This window comes from Tautonia sociabilis (assembly GCF_003977685.1).
Classification (GTDB): Bacteria; Planctomycetota; Planctomycetia; order Isosphaerales; family Isosphaeraceae; genus Tautonia; species Tautonia sociabilis.
In genome coordinates this window covers 1-18,032 of the sequence record NZ_RYZH01000053.1, presented here as the reverse complement: position 1 = coordinate 18,032, position 18,032 = coordinate 1, and the positions used below count along the sequence as shown (strand labels likewise).

Sequence of the window (18,032 nt, the reverse complement as noted above, 5' to 3'; positions counted from 1 at the left end):
CGATCGCGATGAGTTTCAGCCGTCAGCTGGCCGACCTGGAAGGCTTCTTGAAGTCCGAGTTCCGCCCGGGAACACCGGAGGGCCACTTCGCTCTACACGTTTACGAGGCAGCGGAGGAAGAAGGGCCCATCCCGACATGGGGACCGCTCCCGGCGGCTAGCGAACTTCGCCAGGGCCAAGGCCCGCCGCTCGCCGCCGCCGCGTACCAGCTCGTGAGCCCGGCTGTGACGCCGCTGGCGGAGGTTGTCGACGCGTGGGAGAGCGGGGTGCGCCGACTCTCCGGCAAGAACGCCTTCCCGATCGATCGACAGACATTCGCGTTCCGACCACTCGAGCTCTATGGGATCGCGCTCGGGATCGCGAGGTTGCTCCAGCCCGAGAATGAGCTCCGGATATGGTTCAAAGAAGTGCTGATTAGATTGGTACGTGAGGTAGGCTCCGACTCCTGGTCCCAGGTGTTCTGCTCGCGGGCCTCGAAGCTTCTCGCCGCGGAATGGAAGGGCCGAGCGGGGGGCGACCTGGGCGAGGAACAAGTCGACGTGCTTGCCCTCCGACGATGGATACTGGTTAATCAACTCCCTCCGGCGGAGGTGCCCGGGGCGTCCGATCTCAACCAGTTGGACCAGTCGATACTCCGGCAGTCGCTCTCCCGCTTCGCCATGCCGACCGACGTTGCCAGGGCAGCCGTGGTCCACCATGCGATCCGACGGGCAGTGTATCAGCGCCTCGAGTCCGACCTCGCCGCGACGTGGTTCGTAGGCCGTCATACGGCGGACGCCGTTACGCTCGTTGCGGCCGTTTGCCGCAAATTCCACTTCTTCGCGCGGCAGATCCAACTGCGACACAGCAACCGAACCACCATCGAGTTCAAAGATGAGTACGACGTCCAAGATGCAATGCGGGCCCTCCTCTACCTGCACTTCGCCGACGTCCGGCCCGAGGAATGGACGCCGAGTTACGGGGGCAAGTCGACGCGGATGGACTTCCTGCTCAAGCGCGAGCAGGTCGTCGTCGAAGTGAAGATGACGAGGAAGGGACTCGATCAGAAAGAGCTGATCGTGCAGCTCACCGAAGACAAGGAGCGATACCGCTCACATCCCGACTGCCGGGCGTTGGTCTGTTTTATCTACGATCCTACAAGTGTTTGCGAGAACCCGGCGGCGTTGGAGTCCGATCTCTCGGATACTGAAGGAGCCTTTCGCGTCTCGGTCATCGTGGTACCCCAGGGCGGATAGGCCCGATAGCAGCACTACCGGTCGCAGGAGGGCAACGAGGCCGGTTCATCAGGGCTGAGGCAAGGCATAGATCGCGACGCCGACGGCGGCCGCGGCGGCCTTGAGCTTGCCGTCGAGCGTCGCGATCGGCAATCCGCGACGCATCGCGAGCTCAAGGTACGACGCGTCGTAGACGGACAGGTTCTGCGCGCGAGCCAGGTCGAGCGACGCCCTCATCGCGTGCTCGGAGGTCTCGCCGTCGATCAGGATGGGGAGCCCCTCGAGCAGGCCGATGAACGTGGCCGTGTCGGCCTGGCTGATCCGCCCGCGACGCTCGCCCACCAGCAGGATGTTACCCACCTCGAGCGACCACAACGAGGGCACCGCCGCGGCAGCCCCCGGCAGGGCCTTCAGCACGTCCTCAGCGTACGTGTCGTGCTCGTCCGGGAAGCACCAGGTCATCGTGACCGAGTTGTCCAGGACGAAATCCTCCTTGACGTCCATGCGCTATAACCTCCGGGCCGTCGATTGTCAGGTCAGAAGCGGCGGCCTTCCTCGACCATCTCGCGGACGGTGAGGCCGCCAAGCGAGCGGCCCTTGCCAAACTCGATCAACTTCCGAACTGTCTCCTCGACGTCGGCCTTCTCGGCGGGCGGGGGCACGAGCACCGCCACGGGCCGGCCGTGCTTCGTGATGGTGATCCGCTCGCCCCGGGCGACCCGCTCGAGGAGTTGGGAGAGATGCGTCTTCGCTTCGAACGATCCGACCGTTGTCATGGCCGCCTCTTTCAACTAGTCTTTCCAACCAGTCTAACACATCGGTTGCCGGGTGTAGAGCCTCGATTTTCCGGCTTGTCGAGTTGCTCGTCGACCTCGGCGAAGAGCGTCTTCTCGACGGTGATCGCCCGCACAAGTGGCGGGAGAACAACCCGAGCATCTCAAGTTTCACCGGAGCTGTCGCACTATCCTGGAATGAGTCTCACAAGCAAGGGTTGCGTCGAGAGATCCCGTGACCCCAGAGCTGATTCCTGAGGAGGAGCTGAAAGAGGGGATTTCGACGGCCCGGTGGGCAGCAAAGCTGGGACGATTGGGGTCGGGCGTGTGCCGGCCGAGCGAATCCGCGACGGTCTCTGACCGGCGAAAGAATAAGCCCCCTGCCCTGAATTCCAGCATTTGACGATGGAAGATAAAACCGGTTATCTTCCGCCGAAGAAAGGCCGAAACAGAGTAGGGTGTTAAGTTTGACGGTAAATGGCACGGTTTCTTTGACGCTATCTGGCACCATCAACTCGTCGGCCTGTGCGCACTCATGACACGCTCAGCCGAAGTTTCCGGGCCCGCGCCCGTGAGTCCATTCGGGCACATCAGCGAGACTCCTTCATCAACTGATGGAGGAATTGGTGGTCGGAGTTGAACAGTCGCCGGTAGCTCAGGAGCACGACGCCGACGGTTCCCAGCGCCGTGCCCGAGGCGATGAGGAACAGGATGACGATCTGGTACTTCACCGCCTCGATCGGGGCGACCCCCGCCAGGAGCTGCCCCGTCATCATGCCGGGGAGGCTCACTATGCCGACGACCATCATCGCATTGATGATCGGGATCATCCCGGTGCGCACCGCCTGCCGGATGGGCTGTCGCGCCGCCTCCCAGCGTGTTGCCCCGAGCGCGAGCATCGCCTCGACCTGTGGACGTCTTCCGATCAGCTCCTCGCCCAGCCGGTCGAGCCCGAGCGAGATGCCGCTCAGGGCGTTGCCCAGGATCATCCCCAAGAGCGGGATGGCGTACTGCGGGGCATACCACGGCTCGACCGGGACGATGGCGAAGACCGCCGCGGCTCCCATGAGCCAGGAACTGGCCCAGACGGAGACGACGCTCGAGAGCCACATGCCGGGATAGCGGAAGCCGACCCGTTGGATCGCGGCCAGCCCGGCGACGACCGTCATCACCGCAAGCAGCCCGAGCACGACGTACCAGCGGCTGAAACGAAAGACCCACTCCAGGACGAGCCCGACCAGCAGGAGCTGCACCACCGTGCGGACCGCGGCGACCAAGAGCCGACGACCGAGGCCCAGGCCGAGCAGGGCGGAGATGGCGCCGTTGATGAGGATGAGCGACGTCGCGATCGCGAGCTGCCAGGCCGAGAGTTCGAGATAGGGCCGCTCCATGTCATCGCTCCGGTTCGCATTGGCCCGCATTCATGCGGACGGTTCGGTCGGCGACCCGCCGCGTCTGCTCGGCGTCGTGGCTCACCCAGACCAGCGCCCGATCGGACGGGGCATCGGCGAGCCAGCGGGAGAGCAGGTCCTCCGCGGCGGCGACCGTCGCGGGGTCGAGGGAGGCCGTCGCCTCGTCGAGCAGGAGCAGAGTCGGCCGGAGCTGGATGGCTCGCAGCAGTGCGACGACCTGCGCCTCGCCGCCCGAGAGGTCGCGGCTCGGCTTCTCGAGGAACGATTCGTCCCGGCCCAGCTCCCGCAGGAGCGCCACGACGTGCTCCCGGTCGAACCGGCGCGCGCGGTGAATGGCGAAGCGGAACGGCTCCTTCAGATTCTCCTCGACGGAGCCTTCCAGCAGCGCGGGCCGCTGGTGGAGATAGATCACTTGCCCGCGATACGCGGGCACCTCGTCGCCGATCACGGGCTGGCCCCTCCAGTGGATGATCCCCCCGTCGACGGGATCGAGGAGGCTGATGGCGCGCAGGAGTACCGTCTTCCCCGAGCCCGATGGGCCCGTGATGGCGAGCCGCTCTCCCGGGAAGACCTCGAGGCGCACGTCGTCGAGGAGCAGTTCGTCGCCGCCCGGCACTCGCCTGCGAAGTCCGCAGGCCTTCACCAACGGCTCACGGGCTCTCATGGATCGGTCGTCGATTGAGGGAGCCGAAGACCCCGGCAGCGACGATGACGAGAGCCTCGGGGCTTGTCTGCACCATGAGGAGCGTCGCGATCGCCATGCTGCCGATCTCGCCAAGCCGCTCGCCGTCTTCGGCCGCCCGTCTCGGATCATCACTCATCCTCGAACTCCGCAAGCTTGTGTCGGCACCACAGATAGAGCGCGTCGTACAGCGGCGATTCCAGTTCGATCTTCCGGTGATCCTCCTTGCCCAGCAGCAGGGAGAAGCCGTGGGCGATCGCCTTCAGCCCCCAGCCCTCGAGCGCCGTGTCGACCTCCGCCACGATGTCCGCCGCGTGCACGATCCTCGCCAGCTCGGCCAGGGCCGGGTCACCCGCGAGACCGTATCGGAGCACGATGCTCTCAAACGAGCAACGGCCGTCGACGTGCCCGAGTTCCGCCCCGGGCACGTCGTACGGGATCGCCCCCTCCCGCTCGGCAACCGCCAGCACCTCGTCGGCCGGGACGAAGAGGAACTCCGCCTCCGGATCGACGAAGCGCCGGATCAGCCAGGGGCAGGCGACGCGATCGACCTTGGCATTCTCGCGGGTGACCCACTTCATGGCGCATCCGTCCCGCGATGCTGCCGGGCGTTTTGCGAGGCGGCGGCCTGGGCGTCGAGCGCCGCCTTGAACCCGCGGGCCAGATCGTCCGCCTTCCCCTTGGCCCAGAAGTGCGTGAAGTAATACGCCGGATCCTCGCCCACCATGTGGTTGTGCAGCGCCACGACGTGGATGTCCGCCTCACGCAAGGCGCGGAGCACGGGCTGGACCTCGTGCGCGGTCATGGCGAAATCGCCGTCGATCGCGGCCCGCTCGTCGGTGCCGGAGAACGCCGCCCAGGTGGTCAGCCCCATGGAGCCCCCGAACGTCTCCCCGTGCATCGATGCCTCGCGGCCGATGGAGATCTTGACCATGCCGTCCTGCGCCTGGCCCTCGTGCCCGATGATCCGCTCGACCTTGGTCGCGTCGATCGTCCCGTGGCGGGGGGCCTCTCCCGGGAACGTGTCGGCGGGCGTGCCCCGCTCGGAACGGACCTGCTTGATGGCGTCCCAGACGGCCTTGACCCCGCGAGCGAGCACTTCAGGGTCGCCCTGGCCGCCGATGTGCATGAAGTAGACCTTGGGCTCATCGAAGAAGAAGTGGTTGTGCAGGGCCGACACCTCCAGGCCGTTGGCGAAGGCCGCGTCCATCGCGGGCGAGACCTCGTCCTGGAAGACGACCGTGTCGCCCATGACCATCGCGCCGTGCTCGGTCGGCATGAAGGCGGCCCACGAGCCGAGCCCGGCGAAGGGCTTCAGGTGCAGGCCGTCGACCGTGACCTTCACGTCATCGCGCGGCCAGCCGATGCGGACCACACCGTCTGCGGTCGTCGTCGCTTCGCTCCCGGCGGCCGAGCCGATCCGCTCGGCGTCGAGCCGACGCACCTCCTGGGCCATGGCCGCGAGGCCGGAGCCGAGGGTCACGGCCGTGAAGAGGGTCGCGTAAAGGGCGGTCTTGAGCGTGCGTTCCATGGGAAATTCTCCTGAGGATAACGATGTCGGTGTCAAACTGGCGAACAGTACCAAGGCCGATCCCGCCGATGGGCGCCTCGCCCGTCAGGGCACGACGACGCCCATGGACGTGCGATCGGCCAGGTGGCGGAGCATTGCACCGAGGGACCCTTCCCGTCGATACATATCACTGATTTCATCAGCGGGAAGATATCCGATCTCGAGGCGATGCCGGAACGCTTCGAGCGGTGAAGGGTCGAAGGCGTGGGCGGCGAGCACGTCGGGGGCGCGGTCCAGGACCGCCGCCGCCCGCTCCCGGACCGTCTCGGCCTCCAGGCCGTCCCGGGCGACTTGCCCGAGGTCGTAGACCCGGTCCTGGTCGTCGGCCCGGCCGGTCAGCCCATCGTCCAGCAGCAGCGCGAGCCAGAGCAGGAAATAGGCGTGGAAGTCCTCCAGGCGGTGGGTCATCTCGAACGTCTTGAACTCCATCCGTCCCGCCTCCTCGGGGTGGAGCTCGAGGGCGGCCCCGAAGACGCTCCGGCGATGCGTGCGGTAGGATTTCCCGGTCCGCCCCCGGGTCTCCCAGAGCCCGCCGCCGCAGATCGGCGAGGCGAGCGTCAGCGCCGTCAGGGCCGGGGCGTAGTAGTTGACCTTGGCGAAGAGGTCCGACGCGTCGAGCCGCCGCGCGCGATGCTCGGGGACGCTGATGTTCACGTCCGGCCCGTAGGTCGTCATCGCTCGCATGGCCCACTGCCAGTAGTCGTAGCGCCGCTTGTTCTGCGGCCCCTCGAAGTGGTCGGCGACCGGGTGGTGCGACAGCGCCACGAGCCTCCAGCCGAGTTCGGCCATCGCCGTCTCGAGCCTGCGGAGCAACTCTGCCTGCCAGGCGAGGCAGTCCGCAATCGTCGCGCAGACGGGCGTCCGGATCTCGACCCCCTTGGGCAGCAGATCGATCGGGTTGAAGTCCGGATCGGGGAGATGGTACCCCTCGACCACGAACGGCATCGCCTTGCGGTGCGGCGGCTCGACCTCGAGCCCTCGCAGCGACGGGAGGTCGCCGATCGGGATCGCCTCCAGGGCCGCGTTCAGGGTCCCGAACGAGAGATCCGGGTGCCAGAGCGGCCGGTACGTCTCGGCGTCGACCAGCAGGTATTCGGTCTCCAGGCCGAAGCGGAAGCCGGGACCAGTCTCGGGTGTCATTTCCGTCTCCTCGCAGGTATGTCGCCGGTGCGACGGCGCGGACGCCACGGCGCCATCGGCCCCCGATGCGATCCTGTCAGGCCGACACGACCATGTCAGCTTAAATGATCATTAAAAATGATTAACCGGGGCGCCCGGACAGCTCGGTCGCGGCCTCGACGTGGTTCGGGTACTCGTAGCGGCCGATGTTGTCCCGGACCCACTCGAAGTAGAACCGCATCCCGCGGTCGTCCTCGGCCCGGCCGGAGCCGCCCATCTCCGGGTGCGGACCGGTGCCGCTCTTACCGGTGATCCCCTGGCAATACGCCGAGTGGAACAGCAGCGCGGCGTTGGGCGCGTCGCGGTACGCCTCGAAGTAACCGCGCATGATGGCGAACTCCTCGGCTTGGTAGACGCCCTCGTCGTCGTAGGGGTCGTGCCGCTGCATCTCGACGTTGACGACGAAGCCTTCGTTCGGGATCTCGGCCTCCTTCTGGATCAGCCGCACCTGCATCCCGGGGTAGAGGTCGGCGGTGCCGGATCGGTAGGTGGGACAAACACCCGCCTCGATGTCCGGGGCATGGGCTCGGAACCACTCGGTGAGCTGCGCCTTCTTCCGCTCGCCACCCGGCTCGCGGAAGAGATCCAGGTCGATCCGCTCGTGGTCGTACTCGTGCATGAGGTCGACGAAGACGTTCTTGAGCTTCCGCCCGTGGAGAAATCGCGCGGTCTCCTCGACCGCCCGCCTCACGGCGGCCTCGTCTCCGAATTCCTGGTCCTTCCTGGGGGAGAACAGCCCCACCATGACGACCATGCCGCGTCGGTCCGCCTCGCGGATGAGCCATTCGAGCCGTTCGGCGACGTCTCCCTTCAAGTGCCCGTCGGGCGTGTAGCCGTTCTTGCCCGCCTCGGGGTCGGGCCAGCCGCCGTTGGAGCCCTGGAGGTAGACGCCGATGAGGTTGATGCCGTGGGCGACCATGGTGTCGAGCGCGTTGACGTGCCGTTCGGTGACGGCGCGGCTCATCAGCGCGTTGCCGGCCCGCAATCCCCAAAGCTCGACGGGCTGCCCCCCCAACAAGGCCCGGTCGCCGCGGATCTCGAATTCCTTCGTCGCGGCCGTGGCATCGCCGTCGTCGCCTCCCCGAGCCGGGGCGGGAGGCCAGGTGATCCACCCGGCAAGGCCGACGACGAAAAGTGCTGTTATAACTCTCATGTAGATCTCCCAATACGGTTTTCCGTCCTATCGTGGCAAGAGCTCCGACTCCGCGCGATGATGGCCGTCGGTCCGCCCGCCCTGGGGCCTCGCCGCGGGCAGGCTCAGGAGGACCCGCGTCCCGCGCCCGAGCTCGCTCTCGATCCGGAGCTGGCCCCCGTGGGCCTCGGCGATGGCCCGGCAGATCGAGAGCCCGAGGCCCGCCCCCCCGGTGTCCTGGGTGCGCGCCTGGTCGACGCGGTAGAATCGCTCGAAGACACGCGGCAGGTGCTCATGCGGGATACCGATGCCCGTGTCCGAGACGATCGCCAGGATGCCGCCGCCGCTCGGCTCGACGCGGCCGACGATCCGCCCCCCCCTGGGCGTATACTTGATGGCGTTGTCCAGGAGGTTGAAGAAGAGCCGCCGCAGCTGGTCGGCATCGCCCGAGACCTCCGTCGAGGCCGATGGCTCGACGTGCAGCATGACCCCGTTCTCCTCGGCCACCGGCCGCATGTGCTCGATCACCTCGGACAGCAGCTCATCGATCCGTACGGACCCTCGGGCGACGGGCACGAGTCCCGCATCCTCCCGGCAGAGGAACAGGAGCTGCTCGGCGAGCCTCGTGAGGCGATCAACCTCTTCGAGGATGTTCTCGAGCACGCGCCGATGCTCCTCGGGAGAGCGGGGCTGCCGCAGTGCCACCTCGGCCTCGCTTCGCAGCACGGCCAGCGGCGTCCGGAGCTCGTGGGCGGCGTCGGCGGTGAAGCGTCGGGTCTCGTCGAACGATCGCTCCAGTCGCTCGATCATCGTGTTGAGCGTCCGGGCCAACCGGCCGAGCTCGTCGTCGGGGTTGACGACCTCGATGCGACGGTCGAGCCGGGAGGCCGTGATCGCGTGCGTCGCTTCGGTCATCCGCTCGACGGGTTCCAGCGCCTTGCGAGCCAGGAGATATCCCCCGCCGATCGCCGCGGACAGGGCCAGGGGACCCAGGACGAGCAGGACGGCGAGCAGTTCGCCAAGCTCGTGCTCGGGGTGGGCGAGCGTCGTCGCCACCTGGACGACCACCGGGCCGACGGGGCTCGCGACGACCTTCGTCGCCAGGTACCGGTCCGCCTGCTCGGCGTGGGGAAGCCGTTGGAGGTTCACTTCCTGCGGGGAGGGCAAGGGAGCGGGCACGGGGAGCCCGTCCGGACGGATTCGCTCACTTCTGAGGAGCACCTCGCCCGACGGGGTCGTGACCTGGATGTCGTAGCTCGGGTGCCGCGTGAAGCGGCGGTTGAGGCCCGCGCGGAGCGACGCGAGGTCGCGGGCCCTGCCCACCTCGTCGTTGACCTCGCCCATCTCCATGAGCAGGCCGCTTGCCACCTGGCCGTAGAGCTGGTGGCGCATCGTGAGGTAGACCGCCGCGCCGAAGGCGGCGAGCACCGCGGCGAGCACGGCCCCGTACCAGGCGGTCAGCTTCCAGCGGATGCTCAGGCCCTTCACGGCATGTCTCTCACGGCGTAGCCCACGCCCCGGATGGTTTGGATGAGCTGCCTCCCGGCCGGGCGTTCGATCTTCTTCCGGAGCTGGGTGATGTAGACGTCGATCACGTTGGTCGGGACGCCGCTCGTCTCCTTCCAGACGTCGCGGGTGATCATCTCCCGGGTGACGGTCGTGTTCTTGGATCGGAGCAGATATTCCAGCAGCTCGAATTCGCGCCGCGTGAGATCAAGCTCGACGCCCCCCCGAACGACCCGGCGTCCGAGAAGGTCCATCTCCAGGTCGTCGGCGCGGAGGAACAGCTCGCGGCCCGTGGTGTCGCGGCGGAGCAGCGCCCGGAGCCTCGCCAACAGCTCGGCGAAGGCGAAGGGCTTGACGAGGTAATCGTCGGCGCCGATGTCGAGGCCGAGCACGCGGTCCTCCACCGCGTCGCGGGCCGTGAGGATGAGGACCGGCTTCGAGAAACCCTTGATCCGCAGGTCCTTGAGCACCTCGATCCCGCCCCGGCCGGGGAGCATCAGGTCGAGCACGACGGCGTCGAAGGTCTCGGTGCTCGCCAGATAGAAGCCCTCCTCGCCCGTGGCCACGGCCACGACCTCGTACCCTTCCTCCTGGAGTCCCCGCCGCAGGCTCTGGAGCAATCGTTTCTGGTCCTCGACGACGAGCAGCCGCGACACGCGATCCTCCTCAGGGCCCGTCCCGGCCGTCGGCCGCGCCACCCGCCGCGGTCGGGGCAGGGGGCGGGGCGATGAAGGTGGTGGTCCCGTCCCCGCCGAGTAGCTCCAAGCTCGCGGCCCCACCGGGCGCGGACCGTACGACGGCGCGTTGCGCACCCGCCTCGTCGTGGATGACGAGATCGGCCCTCCCAGACCTGTCCGAGCCGAGGACCACGCGCGACCGCCCGTTCTCCGTGTACATCCTCAGCCTCGGCTCGCCGTCGTATCCGAGGCCCAGTGCCAGCCGCTCCGTGCCGCGGGCATCGGCGAAGGTGAGCGACGACCACCCATCGGGAGGGACTTTGAGATCGACCACACGCCGCGTGTCCTCCCCGAGCGTGCCCGCCTCAATCCTGAGGACCGCGGTGCCGTCGTCCATCGCACGGAGTCGGATGCGTCGCCGACCGCGATCGTCCAGGAGGGAGAGGCACGACCCGGTCAGCTCGGCGCCCAACTCGACCCGGATGCGCCCCTCGCGGTCGCGGAGCACCAGGCGTCGGGCCTCGAGGGTCTCCGGCCGGGCGGTGCCGGCCCCCAGGACGAATGCCAGGCACACTCCGACGGCGAGCGCGGCGAGCAAGGCGGCCAGGCGGTGGTTCGCTCGCTCGAGGCTCGAGATCCTCCTGGCGAGTTCACCATTGGTGTCCATGGTCGCGTCATCTCGCCGTAGGTTTGGGGCTGGGGGCCGCGGCGGATGACCGACCGCGATTCTATTGTCCGCGTGACGCCGGGCCGGTCACCTTAAAAGATCATTAGAAACGCTTCATACCGAGACGCGGCGCTCGTGAGGCCTTTCAGGTCGCGCATCTCATCGGCGATCCCGCCAACCGTGGCGGCCATGCGGGTTCCCCGGATGACGAAGGATGGGGCCGACGCACGGGTTCGGCCCGGCGACCGGGCTCGCGGTGGGTCGGGATCGAGGCCGTTGGCAGCCAGCCCCTGCCCTCAATTTTCGCTTGCGCCCATGCCGAATAAAGGACATTATTCGGCATGGAAGAATCCGGGGCAGGGGGGTGTCATGGACGAGACCAGGGGCGAGATCGAGGTATTGCCGGCCACGGCCGGCCCAAATGGCGACGGGCATGAGCTGGTCGTCCACGCCGACCTGGAGCGGCTCCGCCGCGCCGTCGCCGCGCCCGAAATTGTCAAGGATGCCGGTCCCAACGCCGAGTACGCCTATGCCGATTTCTTCAAGGCGAAGATCTCCAACCCGAATACCAGGAAGGCCTACAGGCGCGCCGTGGACCGGTTCCTCGGATTCTGCCAGGAGCGCCGGATCGAACTCCGGCAGGTCACGTCCTTCCTGATCGGCGACTACCTCGAACATCACCTCATCGACCAGGCCGGTCATCCGCTGGCGGCCCCCTCGAAGAAACAGCACCTGGCCGCCTTGCGGCACTTCTTCGACAACCAGCAGATGTACCACGGCGTCGTCCTCAATCCGGCCGCCTCGGTCCGCGGCCCAAAGCACGTCGCCCACGAGGGCCAGACCCCCGCCTTCGACGACAAGCAGGTCCGGGCGCTCTTCAAGTCCATCAAGACCGACGACATCCTCGGCCTCCGCGACAAGACGATCCTCATGGTGCTCGCCTACACCGCCGCCCGCGCCGGGGCCGTCGCCAAGCTCCGCATCGAGGACTACTACTCCGACGGCACCCAGTGGTGGTTCCATTTCGGGGAAAAAGGCGGCAAGGTCCACCTCGTCCCCGCCCGCCATGACCTCCAGCAGCAGATGGAGACCTACCTCCGGGTCGCGAACCTCGCGGGAAGCCCCGGCAAGGCCCCCCTGTTCCGCTCGGCCCGCGGCCGCGCCCGCAGGCTCTCCCCCGACCGGGGCCTGACGGGCAACGACCTGCTCCGGATCGTCAAGCGGCGGCTCAAGGCCGCCGGGCTGCCCGAGGGGACCTTCTGCTGCCACAGCTTCCGCGCCACCACCGCCACGAACCTGCTGCGGCAGGACGTCGCCCGCGAGCAGGTCCAGTACCTGCTCGGGCATGCCGACGCCCGCACGACCGACCTCTACAACCGGACCGACAAGGAGGTCACCCGCAACATCGTCGAGCGGATCTCGCTCTGAGTCCGGGGTCACGCCGCGCCGATGACCAGGACCTCGCGCGCCGCCTCGACCACCTCCCGGGTCACCGAATCTAGGGCGTTGATCTCCAGGATCCGGGCCACCTGCGTCAGCAGCCGATCCAGCAGCCGGAAGTTCCCCCCGGTGATCCGGATGATCGTCGCCACCGCCTCGGCGTCGGCCAGCAGGTCGTCGGGCAGCGTCGCCCCGGGCGGCCGCCAGCCCCCCAGCAGCTCGCGCACCTCCGGCGCACCCAGCGGGCGGAACTCGTGGATGAACCCGATCCGCGAGTAGAGCTGGGCATACCGCGCCAGCCGACGTTCCAGCCCCGGCATGCCGATCAGCACCAGGCCGATCCCCCCGTCGTCGAAGATCGCGCGGAGCTGCTCCAGGCCCGCCATCCGGATCCGGTCCACCTCGTCGACGAGCAGCAGCTCGGTCGGATCAACAGCTTGGTGGTCACGTTTGGCGCGATCGAGGATCGCCCTGGCGACCGCGGCCTCGGCCCGCTCCAGGCGGGCCGGTTTGCCCGCGAACCAGTCGTGCTTCACGAGATAGTCGTCGCGCGCCTTCTCCAGCCTCCGCTGGGCCGCGGCGATCACCGGGGCCGACTCCGTGCGGATGGCCTGGCGGACCAGCTCGCGCATCCGCTGCCGCAACTGGAACACGCCGCCCTGGATCTGCCCCGGGGAATTGACGACCGTCGCGGTGTAGAAGACGCACCCGTTGCCCGGCACGTCGTCGCACCGGAAGTCGCCGGAATCGGCATACGGCTCGGTCGCCTCGACCCGGTCCCAGTCGCCGTAGCGGCGGGCCGAGAGCGTCTTGCCCACCCCGGGCGGCCCGTGGCAGAGCCCGATGTACCGATACCGGCGACAGGCGTCGCAGAACTCGCGGAACCGGCGATACTCCCGCGTCTCGACGAAGGCGGCGACCGTCGCGTCAGTCATCGGCGTACCGCTTGAGCGTCCCCCCCGGCCGTCGCGGTGGCGGGGAGTCCTCGGGGGCGTCGCCGGTCGCTTGCCCGGTCGCGTCGCCACGGCGGACCTCCAGCAAGGACTCCATCACCTTCAGCCGATCCCGGATCGTCTGACGCAGCTCGCGACGACGGCGATCCCGGGCCCGGATGACCTCGCGCAGCGGCACCGTCTCCCCGGCCAGCTCCTGGCAGACCGCCCGGCAGACGAACCGGCCCTCGTGGAAGACCCGGACCTCCGCCACGTCGAGCGGGTCGTACCGCAGCAGGACCTCCTCCCCCACGTAGGCCGCCAGGTTCGGGTCGATGTACCGCAGCCCCGAGAACCGGATGCCGTCGCGGTGGACCCGCCGCGTCTTCGGGACCGTCAGCAGCAGCAGGTCGAGCTGCTCCAGCGACTCGGGCATCCGCGGCAGGAACCCGCCGGAGGCCCATCGTTCGTGCGGCGTGCATCCGGTCGTCACGTGGCGTTCGTGGTGGTACCGATCGACCAGGAACGGCTCCAACTCGGCGGCCAGGTCGCCCAGCGTCAGCCTGGCCTCCGGGGCGGTCCCGGCGGGTGCATAGCCGGGAAGCCGCGGGAGGAGCACCTGGGAGACGCTCTCGAAGAACCGCTCGATCTTCCCCCGGCCGCGGGGCCGCCCGACCCCGGAATTGACCAGGCGGATCTTCAGGTCGGCGGCCACCTGCTCGAGGTGCCGGGACGTGAAGTCGCTGCCGTGGTCCGAGTAGAGGACCTCGGGGATGCCGCAGACCTGCCAGCCCGGTCGGCCCTTGCGCCAGATCGCCTGCCGCAGGGCCAGGGCCGTCTGGATCGCCGAGGGGCTGCCGAAGAACAGCGCGTAGCCGGCCACGGCCCGGCTGTAGTCGTCGAGGATGACCGTCAGCCACGGCTTCCCGGTCCCCCCCTGCCCGTCTTTCAGCAGGATGTCGAGTTCCGTATGATCGGCCTGCCAGACGGCGTTGGGACCGGTCGCCTCGTGACGATAGACCAGGTCGAAGGCGTCGGCGTAGGCCTTCGACCCCTCGTGGGCCAGGGTCATCAGGGCCGGATCCAGCGCGAGCACCGTGGCAGAGACGGCATAATAGGTCGGTGGGATCTCGCCAAGCCGTTCGGCGAGGGCGATGGCCCGGCGGTGGATGGTCGCCACGGACAGCGGCGGCTTGCTCAGGGCCAGGCCCTCGATGGCCTGACGCAGCGTGTCGGACAGACGCCGCTTGCCCCGGTCGCTCCGCCCCTTGCGGGCCAGCCCGGCGAGACCCTCGCGGCGATATTGCCCGGCCCAGCGGGTGGCGGTCCGCAGGGCGAGGCCCTGCTCCCGGGCCACACGAGCCAGGGGAACCCCCTCTTCCAGATGGGGACGGAGGAGTTCAAAACGCTCGAAGGCCAGGGTACGCTCGGCCTCGGAGAGGCCGCTGAGCGGCGGCTGCGACATGACCGGAGACGATCCCTGCGGCTCCCCGGACCGGGGAGCCAAGTGTATTGTCGGATACTGGAATCGTTTATCGGACGATCGCGCCGAATAGCTCCAGAAGAACCACGCCAGTTACCGTCAAACTTAACAGACGCGGAGACGGGCGCGGATTTACCGCCGGTCCTGCTCGGCCGCGCGACCCCCGCGATCGAGCGCCAGGTCCGGAGCTTCTATGCCTCGGTCGCCGAGATCTTCGAGCGCTGGGTCACCCGCCGGTCGTCCAAGCACACCCAGCGGGCCTACCGCCGGGACGTGATGGCCTTCGTCGAGTGTCTCGGGATCCGGTGGCCCGAGGAATCGACCCGGCTGTTCACGGTCACCGTCGCCGAGGTCCAGGCCTTCCGCGACCTCATGCTCGCCGACGACAAGGCCCCCAAGACCATCAACCGCCGCATCGCCTCGCTCTCGAGCTTCTACAAGTACCTCCAGGGTGTCGCCTCCGAGTTCCGGCTGCCGATCACCGTCCCCAACCCGGCCCACGCCCAGTTCATCCCCCGCGGCTCCTCCGACCCACGCGACGAGACCAAGGCTCTCTCGGCGACCCGGGCCCGGCAGCTCATGGGCCTGCCGAACAAGGACACGGTGCTCGACGCGCGGGACCGGGCCATCATCAAGACCTTCCTCTACTCCGGCATCCGTATCGGGACGGCCTGCCGCCTGAAGGTCGCCGACTTCCACCAGGACGGCGACGAGGCGACGCTCGCGCTCCGCGAGAAGGGCGACAAGCACCGCCGGATCGGCCTGCATTTCGCCGCGGCCGAGGCGATCGCCGAGTACATCCAGAAGGCGGACCTGAAGAAGGGGCCGCTGTTCCGGGCGCGGCGGAACTCGCGCCGCCCGGAGCTGAGCGATCGGCCGATCGGCCTGGTCACGATGTACACCCTGCTCCAGGGATATCTCTCCCGCCTACCTGGTTCCATGCGTGAGGAGGACATCCCCGCCGAGGACGGGACCGTGCGGAAGGTCAAGCGATGCGTCTACACGCCGCACTCGCTCCGGGCGACCACGGCGACGCTGCTCCTGGACGCCGGAGTCGACATCGTCAAGGTCAAGGAGCTGCTGGGGCACCGGCACGTGACGACCACGCAGATCTATGACAAGCGGCGGCGGAGCACGAAGGAAGGGGCCTCGCACGACGTGCCGATCTGAGCCCCCTGCCCCGCCCGGTGGTGAGCGGCCTCCTCCGGCCCCGCCGCCGGTCACCGCGAACCCGAAGCGCGCGGGGTGAACGCGACGAGGTATGCCGGAGCGTTTCAGAAGTATCGGGCGAGAGATGCGGCGGATGGAATCGCGGCAGAGGCGGTACCCATCACGGAATAATATTTCTATCCACCAAGCAGTAATCCTCCGATGCCTCCTCGAGGCCATTGTTCTCACGACGTCTATTCCCATTCATTTGCTGTAATGCTAGTTTCTCGAAGTCTATTTTTTCTTGTTTTCTCCCAAAAGTGGATGAAAGAGAGATTTCTCTCGTTCCTGATCCTGTTGGTTTTCGTGTCCTCGTCAGCGGCGTTCTTCTACTCCGCAAGGATGCGCCGGGCTCGACCGTTCGAACGGATCATCTTCGTCACCATCGATACCCTCCGCCGGGACCATCTCGGGTTCTACGGCTGGCCCCGCGACACGGCTCCCTTCCTCGCGTCGCTCGCACGGTCCGGCGTGGTCTTCGATAACGCCTATTCGGCCATCTCTCACACGGCGCCCTCGCACGCGACGATCTTCACTTCGCTCTACCCGTTCGAGCACGGCGTACTGCGGAACCACGACCGGCTCAACCGCAAGCACCTCACGCTCCAGGCCGTCCTGCAGCGTACCGGCCTCGAGACGGTCGCCCTCCCGGCGGTGAACTTCCTCGAGGGGAAGGTCGGCTTCGATCAGCTCCCCACGGAAACCGACCACTCCGAGGCGGCCGAGCTCTCCCGGAGGTACTGGTTCCGGACCGCAGAGGACCAGGTGTCGCGGGCGATTCACTGGCTGGAGAATGGCAGGACGCAGGACGAGTTCTTCCTCTGGCTCCACTTCTACGACCCGCACCAGTGGAAGAAGATCGGGCGGCTGCCGGAACGCTACGTGGAGCAGATGCGGGATAGCGGCAATCCCGAGCAGATTCGGGCCCACGCGCTCCGGCACGGCAGCGTCGCCGAGGACCACTTCGGCGGTGCGGCGGAATTCACCAGCGTGCTCGACAACTATGACGCGCGAATCCGCTACGTGGACGATCAGCTTCGCCGGTTCTACGACGCGGTCCAGCGGATGGGGCTGGGGAAGGACACGCTCTGGGTGTTCACCTCGGATCACGGCGAAGGCCTCGGCGATCACCGCTACGAGGGTCACGGGGAGTTCCTCTACGAGGAACAGCTCCAGATCCCGCTCCTCTTCCACTCCGATCGCTGGCGAGGCCAGGCGGTTCGCCTCCACGACCTGATCAGGACCGTGGATCTCCTCCCGACGCTGTCCGAGCTGGCCGGGTTCGATACGAGCCTGCTGCCCTCGTTCCTGCGTGGAGTCTCCTTCTCGCAGCTCGTGATACAGGATGAAGCAAGTCCCGAGGACCTGCCGCGATACTCGCTTTCCCAGCGCCGACCGAAGGATGATGCGAGACTTCGTAGATCCTGGGAGGAAGGACCCATCTACGGAATCCAGACAGTCGATGCCAAGCTGATTGATCACGCCCATGCCGCGGATGAACGCTACGATCTCCGCGCCGACCCGGGCGAGACCGAGAACCTAATCGAGGCCCCGGGGCCGGAGGAGGAGGCCTTACGCTCGGAGTTGAATTCGATCCTCGACGGCTTGCGCGATCGGACGTCGCAGGAGGAAGGCAAGGCCGGCGAAGCGCTGACCAGCGATCAACTCGAAGAACTCCGATCCCTCGGCTATCTCTGACCGGTTCCGGAGATCAACGGGTATGAGCAGCGATTGTTTGCCCGAAGATCGAATTTCAAGTATGGTCTCACTAAATATAGTATATTATAAATTGTAATTTATTGAAATTACATGGACACCTGGGGGATCCGGAGATGGACTCCCGAGGGGACGAAGCCTCCCCGTTCAAGCGGAATTGAGCTTATGGGCGTTGCAACGTGGGCCGGGCCGGAACGGAGGTTTGTCATCTGTCTCCGCCTGATGCTGCTCCTCTATCTCGCCTTAGTCCCGAGTCAGGCGCATGCCTACATTGGGCCCGGGGCGGGATTCGCCTTTCTCGGATCGGCAGCTGTATTTCTGCTGACGGGCCTCCTCGCTATCGGTACGGTTCTTCTCTGGCCGCTGCGATGGCTCGTGACGACGCTACGGCGTCGCAACCTTCAGAGGAATGCAAGATTCCGTCGAATAGTTGTGGTAGG

General features: G+C 67.3%; 18 protein-coding genes. 4 read left to right on the top strand and 14 right to left on the bottom strand.

Annotation, left to right across the window (positions count from 1 at the left end; genetic code table 11):
- Window positions 1-8: 8 nt before the first annotated feature.
- Window positions 9-1,235 carry a PD-(D/E)XK nuclease domain-containing protein gene (locus TsocGM_RS26580; RefSeq protein ID WP_199756856.1) on the top strand — a complete coding sequence of 409 codons (1,227 nt, stop codon included), beginning with the start codon at window positions 9-11 and terminating at the stop codon, window positions 1,233-1,235.
- Between the two features lie 48 nt (window positions 1,236-1,283).
- Here TsocGM_RS26580 and TsocGM_RS21065 read toward each other — a convergent pair whose 3' ends face one another.
- The 12 genes from TsocGM_RS21065 to TsocGM_RS21015 form a co-directional block, all read right to left on the bottom strand.
- Window positions 1,284-1,718 carry a type II toxin-antitoxin system VapC family toxin gene (locus TsocGM_RS21065; RefSeq protein ID WP_126727439.1) on the bottom strand — a complete coding sequence of 145 codons (435 nt, stop codon included), beginning with the start codon at window positions 1,716-1,718 and terminating at the stop codon, window positions 1,284-1,286.
- Between the two features lie 32 nt (window positions 1,719-1,750).
- Window positions 1,751-1,990, bottom strand: coding sequence for a type II toxin-antitoxin system Phd/YefM family antitoxin (locus tag TsocGM_RS21060; RefSeq protein WP_126727438.1), 240 nt, complete (start codon window positions 1,988-1,990; stop codon window positions 1,751-1,753).
- Window positions 1,991-2,577: 587 nt separating this feature from the next.
- On the bottom strand, window positions 2,578-3,378 hold the full coding sequence (locus TsocGM_RS21055) for an ABC transporter permease (RefSeq protein ID WP_126727437.1): 801 nt from the start codon (window positions 3,376-3,378) through the stop codon (window positions 2,578-2,580).
- 1 nt (window position 3,379) lies between these two features.
- On the bottom strand, window positions 3,380-4,063 hold the full coding sequence (locus TsocGM_RS21050; RefSeq protein ID WP_126727436.1) for an ABC transporter ATP-binding protein: 684 nt from the start codon (window positions 4,061-4,063) through the stop codon (window positions 3,380-3,382).
- Complete coding sequence (locus tag TsocGM_RS26240; protein ID WP_158633682.1) at window positions 4,050-4,220, bottom strand: hypothetical protein; 171 nt, start codon at window positions 4,218-4,220, stop codon at window positions 4,050-4,052. Before TsocGM_RS26240 ends, TsocGM_RS21050 begins: the two co-directional genes overlap by 14 nt.
- A complete protein-coding gene (locus TsocGM_RS21045) occupies window positions 4,213-4,662 on the bottom strand; it encodes a chromate resistance protein ChrB domain-containing protein (RefSeq protein ID WP_126727435.1) in 450 nt (149 codons plus the stop codon). Before TsocGM_RS21045 ends, TsocGM_RS26240 begins: the two co-directional genes overlap by 8 nt.
- Window positions 4,659-5,612: a DUF1259 domain-containing protein gene (locus TsocGM_RS21040; RefSeq protein ID WP_199756855.1), complete on the bottom strand. Its 954-nt coding sequence runs from the start codon at window positions 5,610-5,612 to the stop codon at window positions 4,659-4,661. Before TsocGM_RS21040 ends, TsocGM_RS21045 begins: the two co-directional genes overlap by 4 nt.
- Window positions 5,613-5,696: 84 nt before the next feature.
- A complete protein-coding gene (locus TsocGM_RS21035; RefSeq protein WP_126727434.1) occupies window positions 5,697-6,791 on the bottom strand; it encodes a glutamate-cysteine ligase family protein in 1,095 nt (364 codons plus the stop codon).
- Window positions 6,792-6,912: 121 nt separating this feature from the next.
- Complete coding sequence (locus TsocGM_RS21030; protein WP_126727433.1) at window positions 6,913-7,983, bottom strand: hypothetical protein; 1,071 nt, start codon at window positions 7,981-7,983, stop codon at window positions 6,913-6,915.
- A gap of 27 nt (window positions 7,984-8,010) precedes the next feature.
- The gene (locus TsocGM_RS21025; RefSeq protein WP_126727432.1) at window positions 8,011-9,450 is read right to left on the bottom strand and encodes a sensor histidine kinase; all 1,440 of its coding nucleotides are present in this window, start codon (window positions 9,448-9,450) and stop codon (window positions 8,011-8,013) included.
- A complete protein-coding gene (locus tag TsocGM_RS21020) occupies window positions 9,447-10,124 on the bottom strand; it encodes a response regulator transcription factor (RefSeq protein WP_126727431.1) in 678 nt (225 codons plus the stop codon). The genes TsocGM_RS21025 and TsocGM_RS21020 overlap by 4 nt, the downstream gene beginning before the upstream one ends.
- 10 nt (window positions 10,125-10,134) lie before the next feature.
- Window positions 10,135-10,812 (bottom strand): hypothetical protein, encoded by a 678-nt coding sequence (locus tag TsocGM_RS21015; protein ID WP_126727430.1) that lies wholly within the window; start codon window positions 10,810-10,812, stop codon window positions 10,135-10,137.
- Window positions 10,813-11,181: 369 nt separating this feature from the next.
- Between TsocGM_RS21015 and TsocGM_RS21010 the strand changes: the two genes are divergently transcribed.
- Complete coding sequence (locus tag TsocGM_RS21010) at window positions 11,182-12,240, top strand: tyrosine-type recombinase/integrase (RefSeq protein WP_158633681.1); 1,059 nt, start codon at window positions 11,182-11,184, stop codon at window positions 12,238-12,240.
- A gap of 8 nt (window positions 12,241-12,248) precedes the next feature.
- Here TsocGM_RS21010 and TsocGM_RS26575 read toward each other — a convergent pair whose 3' ends face one another.
- Together TsocGM_RS26575 and TsocGM_RS21000 are read right to left on the bottom strand one after the other, a co-directional pair.
- Entirely contained in the window at window positions 12,249-13,187 is a 939-nt protein-coding gene (locus TsocGM_RS26575; protein WP_199756854.1) for an AAA family ATPase, read from the bottom strand.
- A complete protein-coding gene (locus TsocGM_RS21000) occupies window positions 13,180-14,649 on the bottom strand; it encodes a Mu transposase C-terminal domain-containing protein (protein WP_126727428.1) in 1,470 nt (489 codons plus the stop codon). The genes TsocGM_RS26575 and TsocGM_RS21000 overlap by 8 nt, the downstream gene beginning before the upstream one ends.
- Here TsocGM_RS21000 and TsocGM_RS20995 point away from each other — a divergent pair.
- The gene (locus TsocGM_RS20995; protein WP_126727427.1) at window positions 14,569-15,837 is read left to right on the top strand and encodes a tyrosine-type recombinase/integrase; all 1,269 of its coding nucleotides are present in this window, start codon (window positions 14,569-14,571) and stop codon (window positions 15,835-15,837) included. The two genes, TsocGM_RS21000 and TsocGM_RS20995, sit on opposite strands and share 81 nt — an antisense overlap.
- Before the next feature lie 303 nt (window positions 15,838-16,140).
- Complete coding sequence (locus tag TsocGM_RS20990) at window positions 16,141-17,574, top strand: sulfatase (RefSeq protein WP_158633679.1); 1,434 nt, start codon at window positions 16,141-16,143, stop codon at window positions 17,572-17,574.
- Window positions 17,575-18,032: the final 458 nt, after the last annotated feature.

Bases quoted from the DNA above. Each gene is read 5' to 3' on its own strand.
- TsocGM_RS21030 (WP_126727433.1), bottom strand. From the start codon at position 7,983: ATGAGAGTTATAACAGCACTTTTCGTCGTCGGCCTTGCCGGGTGGATC.
- TsocGM_RS21055 (WP_126727437.1), bottom strand. From the start codon at position 3,378: ATGGAGCGGCCCTATCTCGAACTCTCGGCCTGGCAGCTCGCGATCGCG.
- TsocGM_RS26575 (WP_199756854.1), bottom strand. From the start codon at position 13,187: ATGACTGACGCGACGGTCGCCGCCTTCGTCGAGACGCGGGAGTATCGC.
- TsocGM_RS21065 (WP_126727439.1), bottom strand. From the start codon at position 1,718: ATGGACGTCAAGGAGGATTTCGTCCTGGACAACTCGGTCACGATGACC.
- TsocGM_RS21040 (WP_199756855.1), bottom strand. From the start codon at position 5,612: ATGGAACGCACGCTCAAGACCGCCCTTTACGCGACCCTCTTCACGGCC.
- TsocGM_RS21060 (WP_126727438.1), bottom strand. From the start codon at position 1,990: ATGACAACGGTCGGATCGTTCGAAGCGAAGACGCATCTCTCCCAACTC.
- TsocGM_RS26580 (WP_199756856.1), top strand. From the start codon at position 9: ATGAGTTTCAGCCGTCAGCTGGCCGACCTGGAAGGCTTCTTGAAGTCC.
- TsocGM_RS20995 (WP_126727427.1), top strand. From the start codon at position 14,569: ATGGGGACGGAGGAGTTCAAAACGCTCGAAGGCCAGGGTACGCTCGGC.
- TsocGM_RS21045 (WP_126727435.1), bottom strand. From the start codon at position 4,662: ATGAAGTGGGTCACCCGCGAGAATGCCAAGGTCGATCGCGTCGCCTGC.
- TsocGM_RS21010 (WP_158633681.1), top strand. From the start codon at position 11,182: ATGGACGAGACCAGGGGCGAGATCGAGGTATTGCCGGCCACGGCCGGC.
- TsocGM_RS21035 (WP_126727434.1), bottom strand. From the start codon at position 6,791: ATGACACCCGAGACTGGTCCCGGCTTCCGCTTCGGCCTGGAGACCGAA.
- TsocGM_RS26240 (WP_158633682.1), bottom strand. From the start codon at position 4,220: ATGAGTGATGATCCGAGACGGGCGGCCGAAGACGGCGAGCGGCTTGGC.
- TsocGM_RS20990 (WP_158633679.1), top strand. From the start codon at position 16,141: ATGAAAGAGAGATTTCTCTCGTTCCTGATCCTGTTGGTTTTCGTGTCC.
- TsocGM_RS21015 (WP_126727430.1), bottom strand. From the start codon at position 10,812: ATGGACACCAATGGTGAACTCGCCAGGAGGATCTCGAGCCTCGAGCGA.
- TsocGM_RS21000 (WP_126727428.1), bottom strand. From the start codon at position 14,649: ATGTCGCAGCCGCCGCTCAGCGGCCTCTCCGAGGCCGAGCGTACCCTG.
- TsocGM_RS21050 (WP_126727436.1), bottom strand. From the start codon at position 4,063: ATGAGAGCCCGTGAGCCGTTGGTGAAGGCCTGCGGACTTCGCAGGCGA.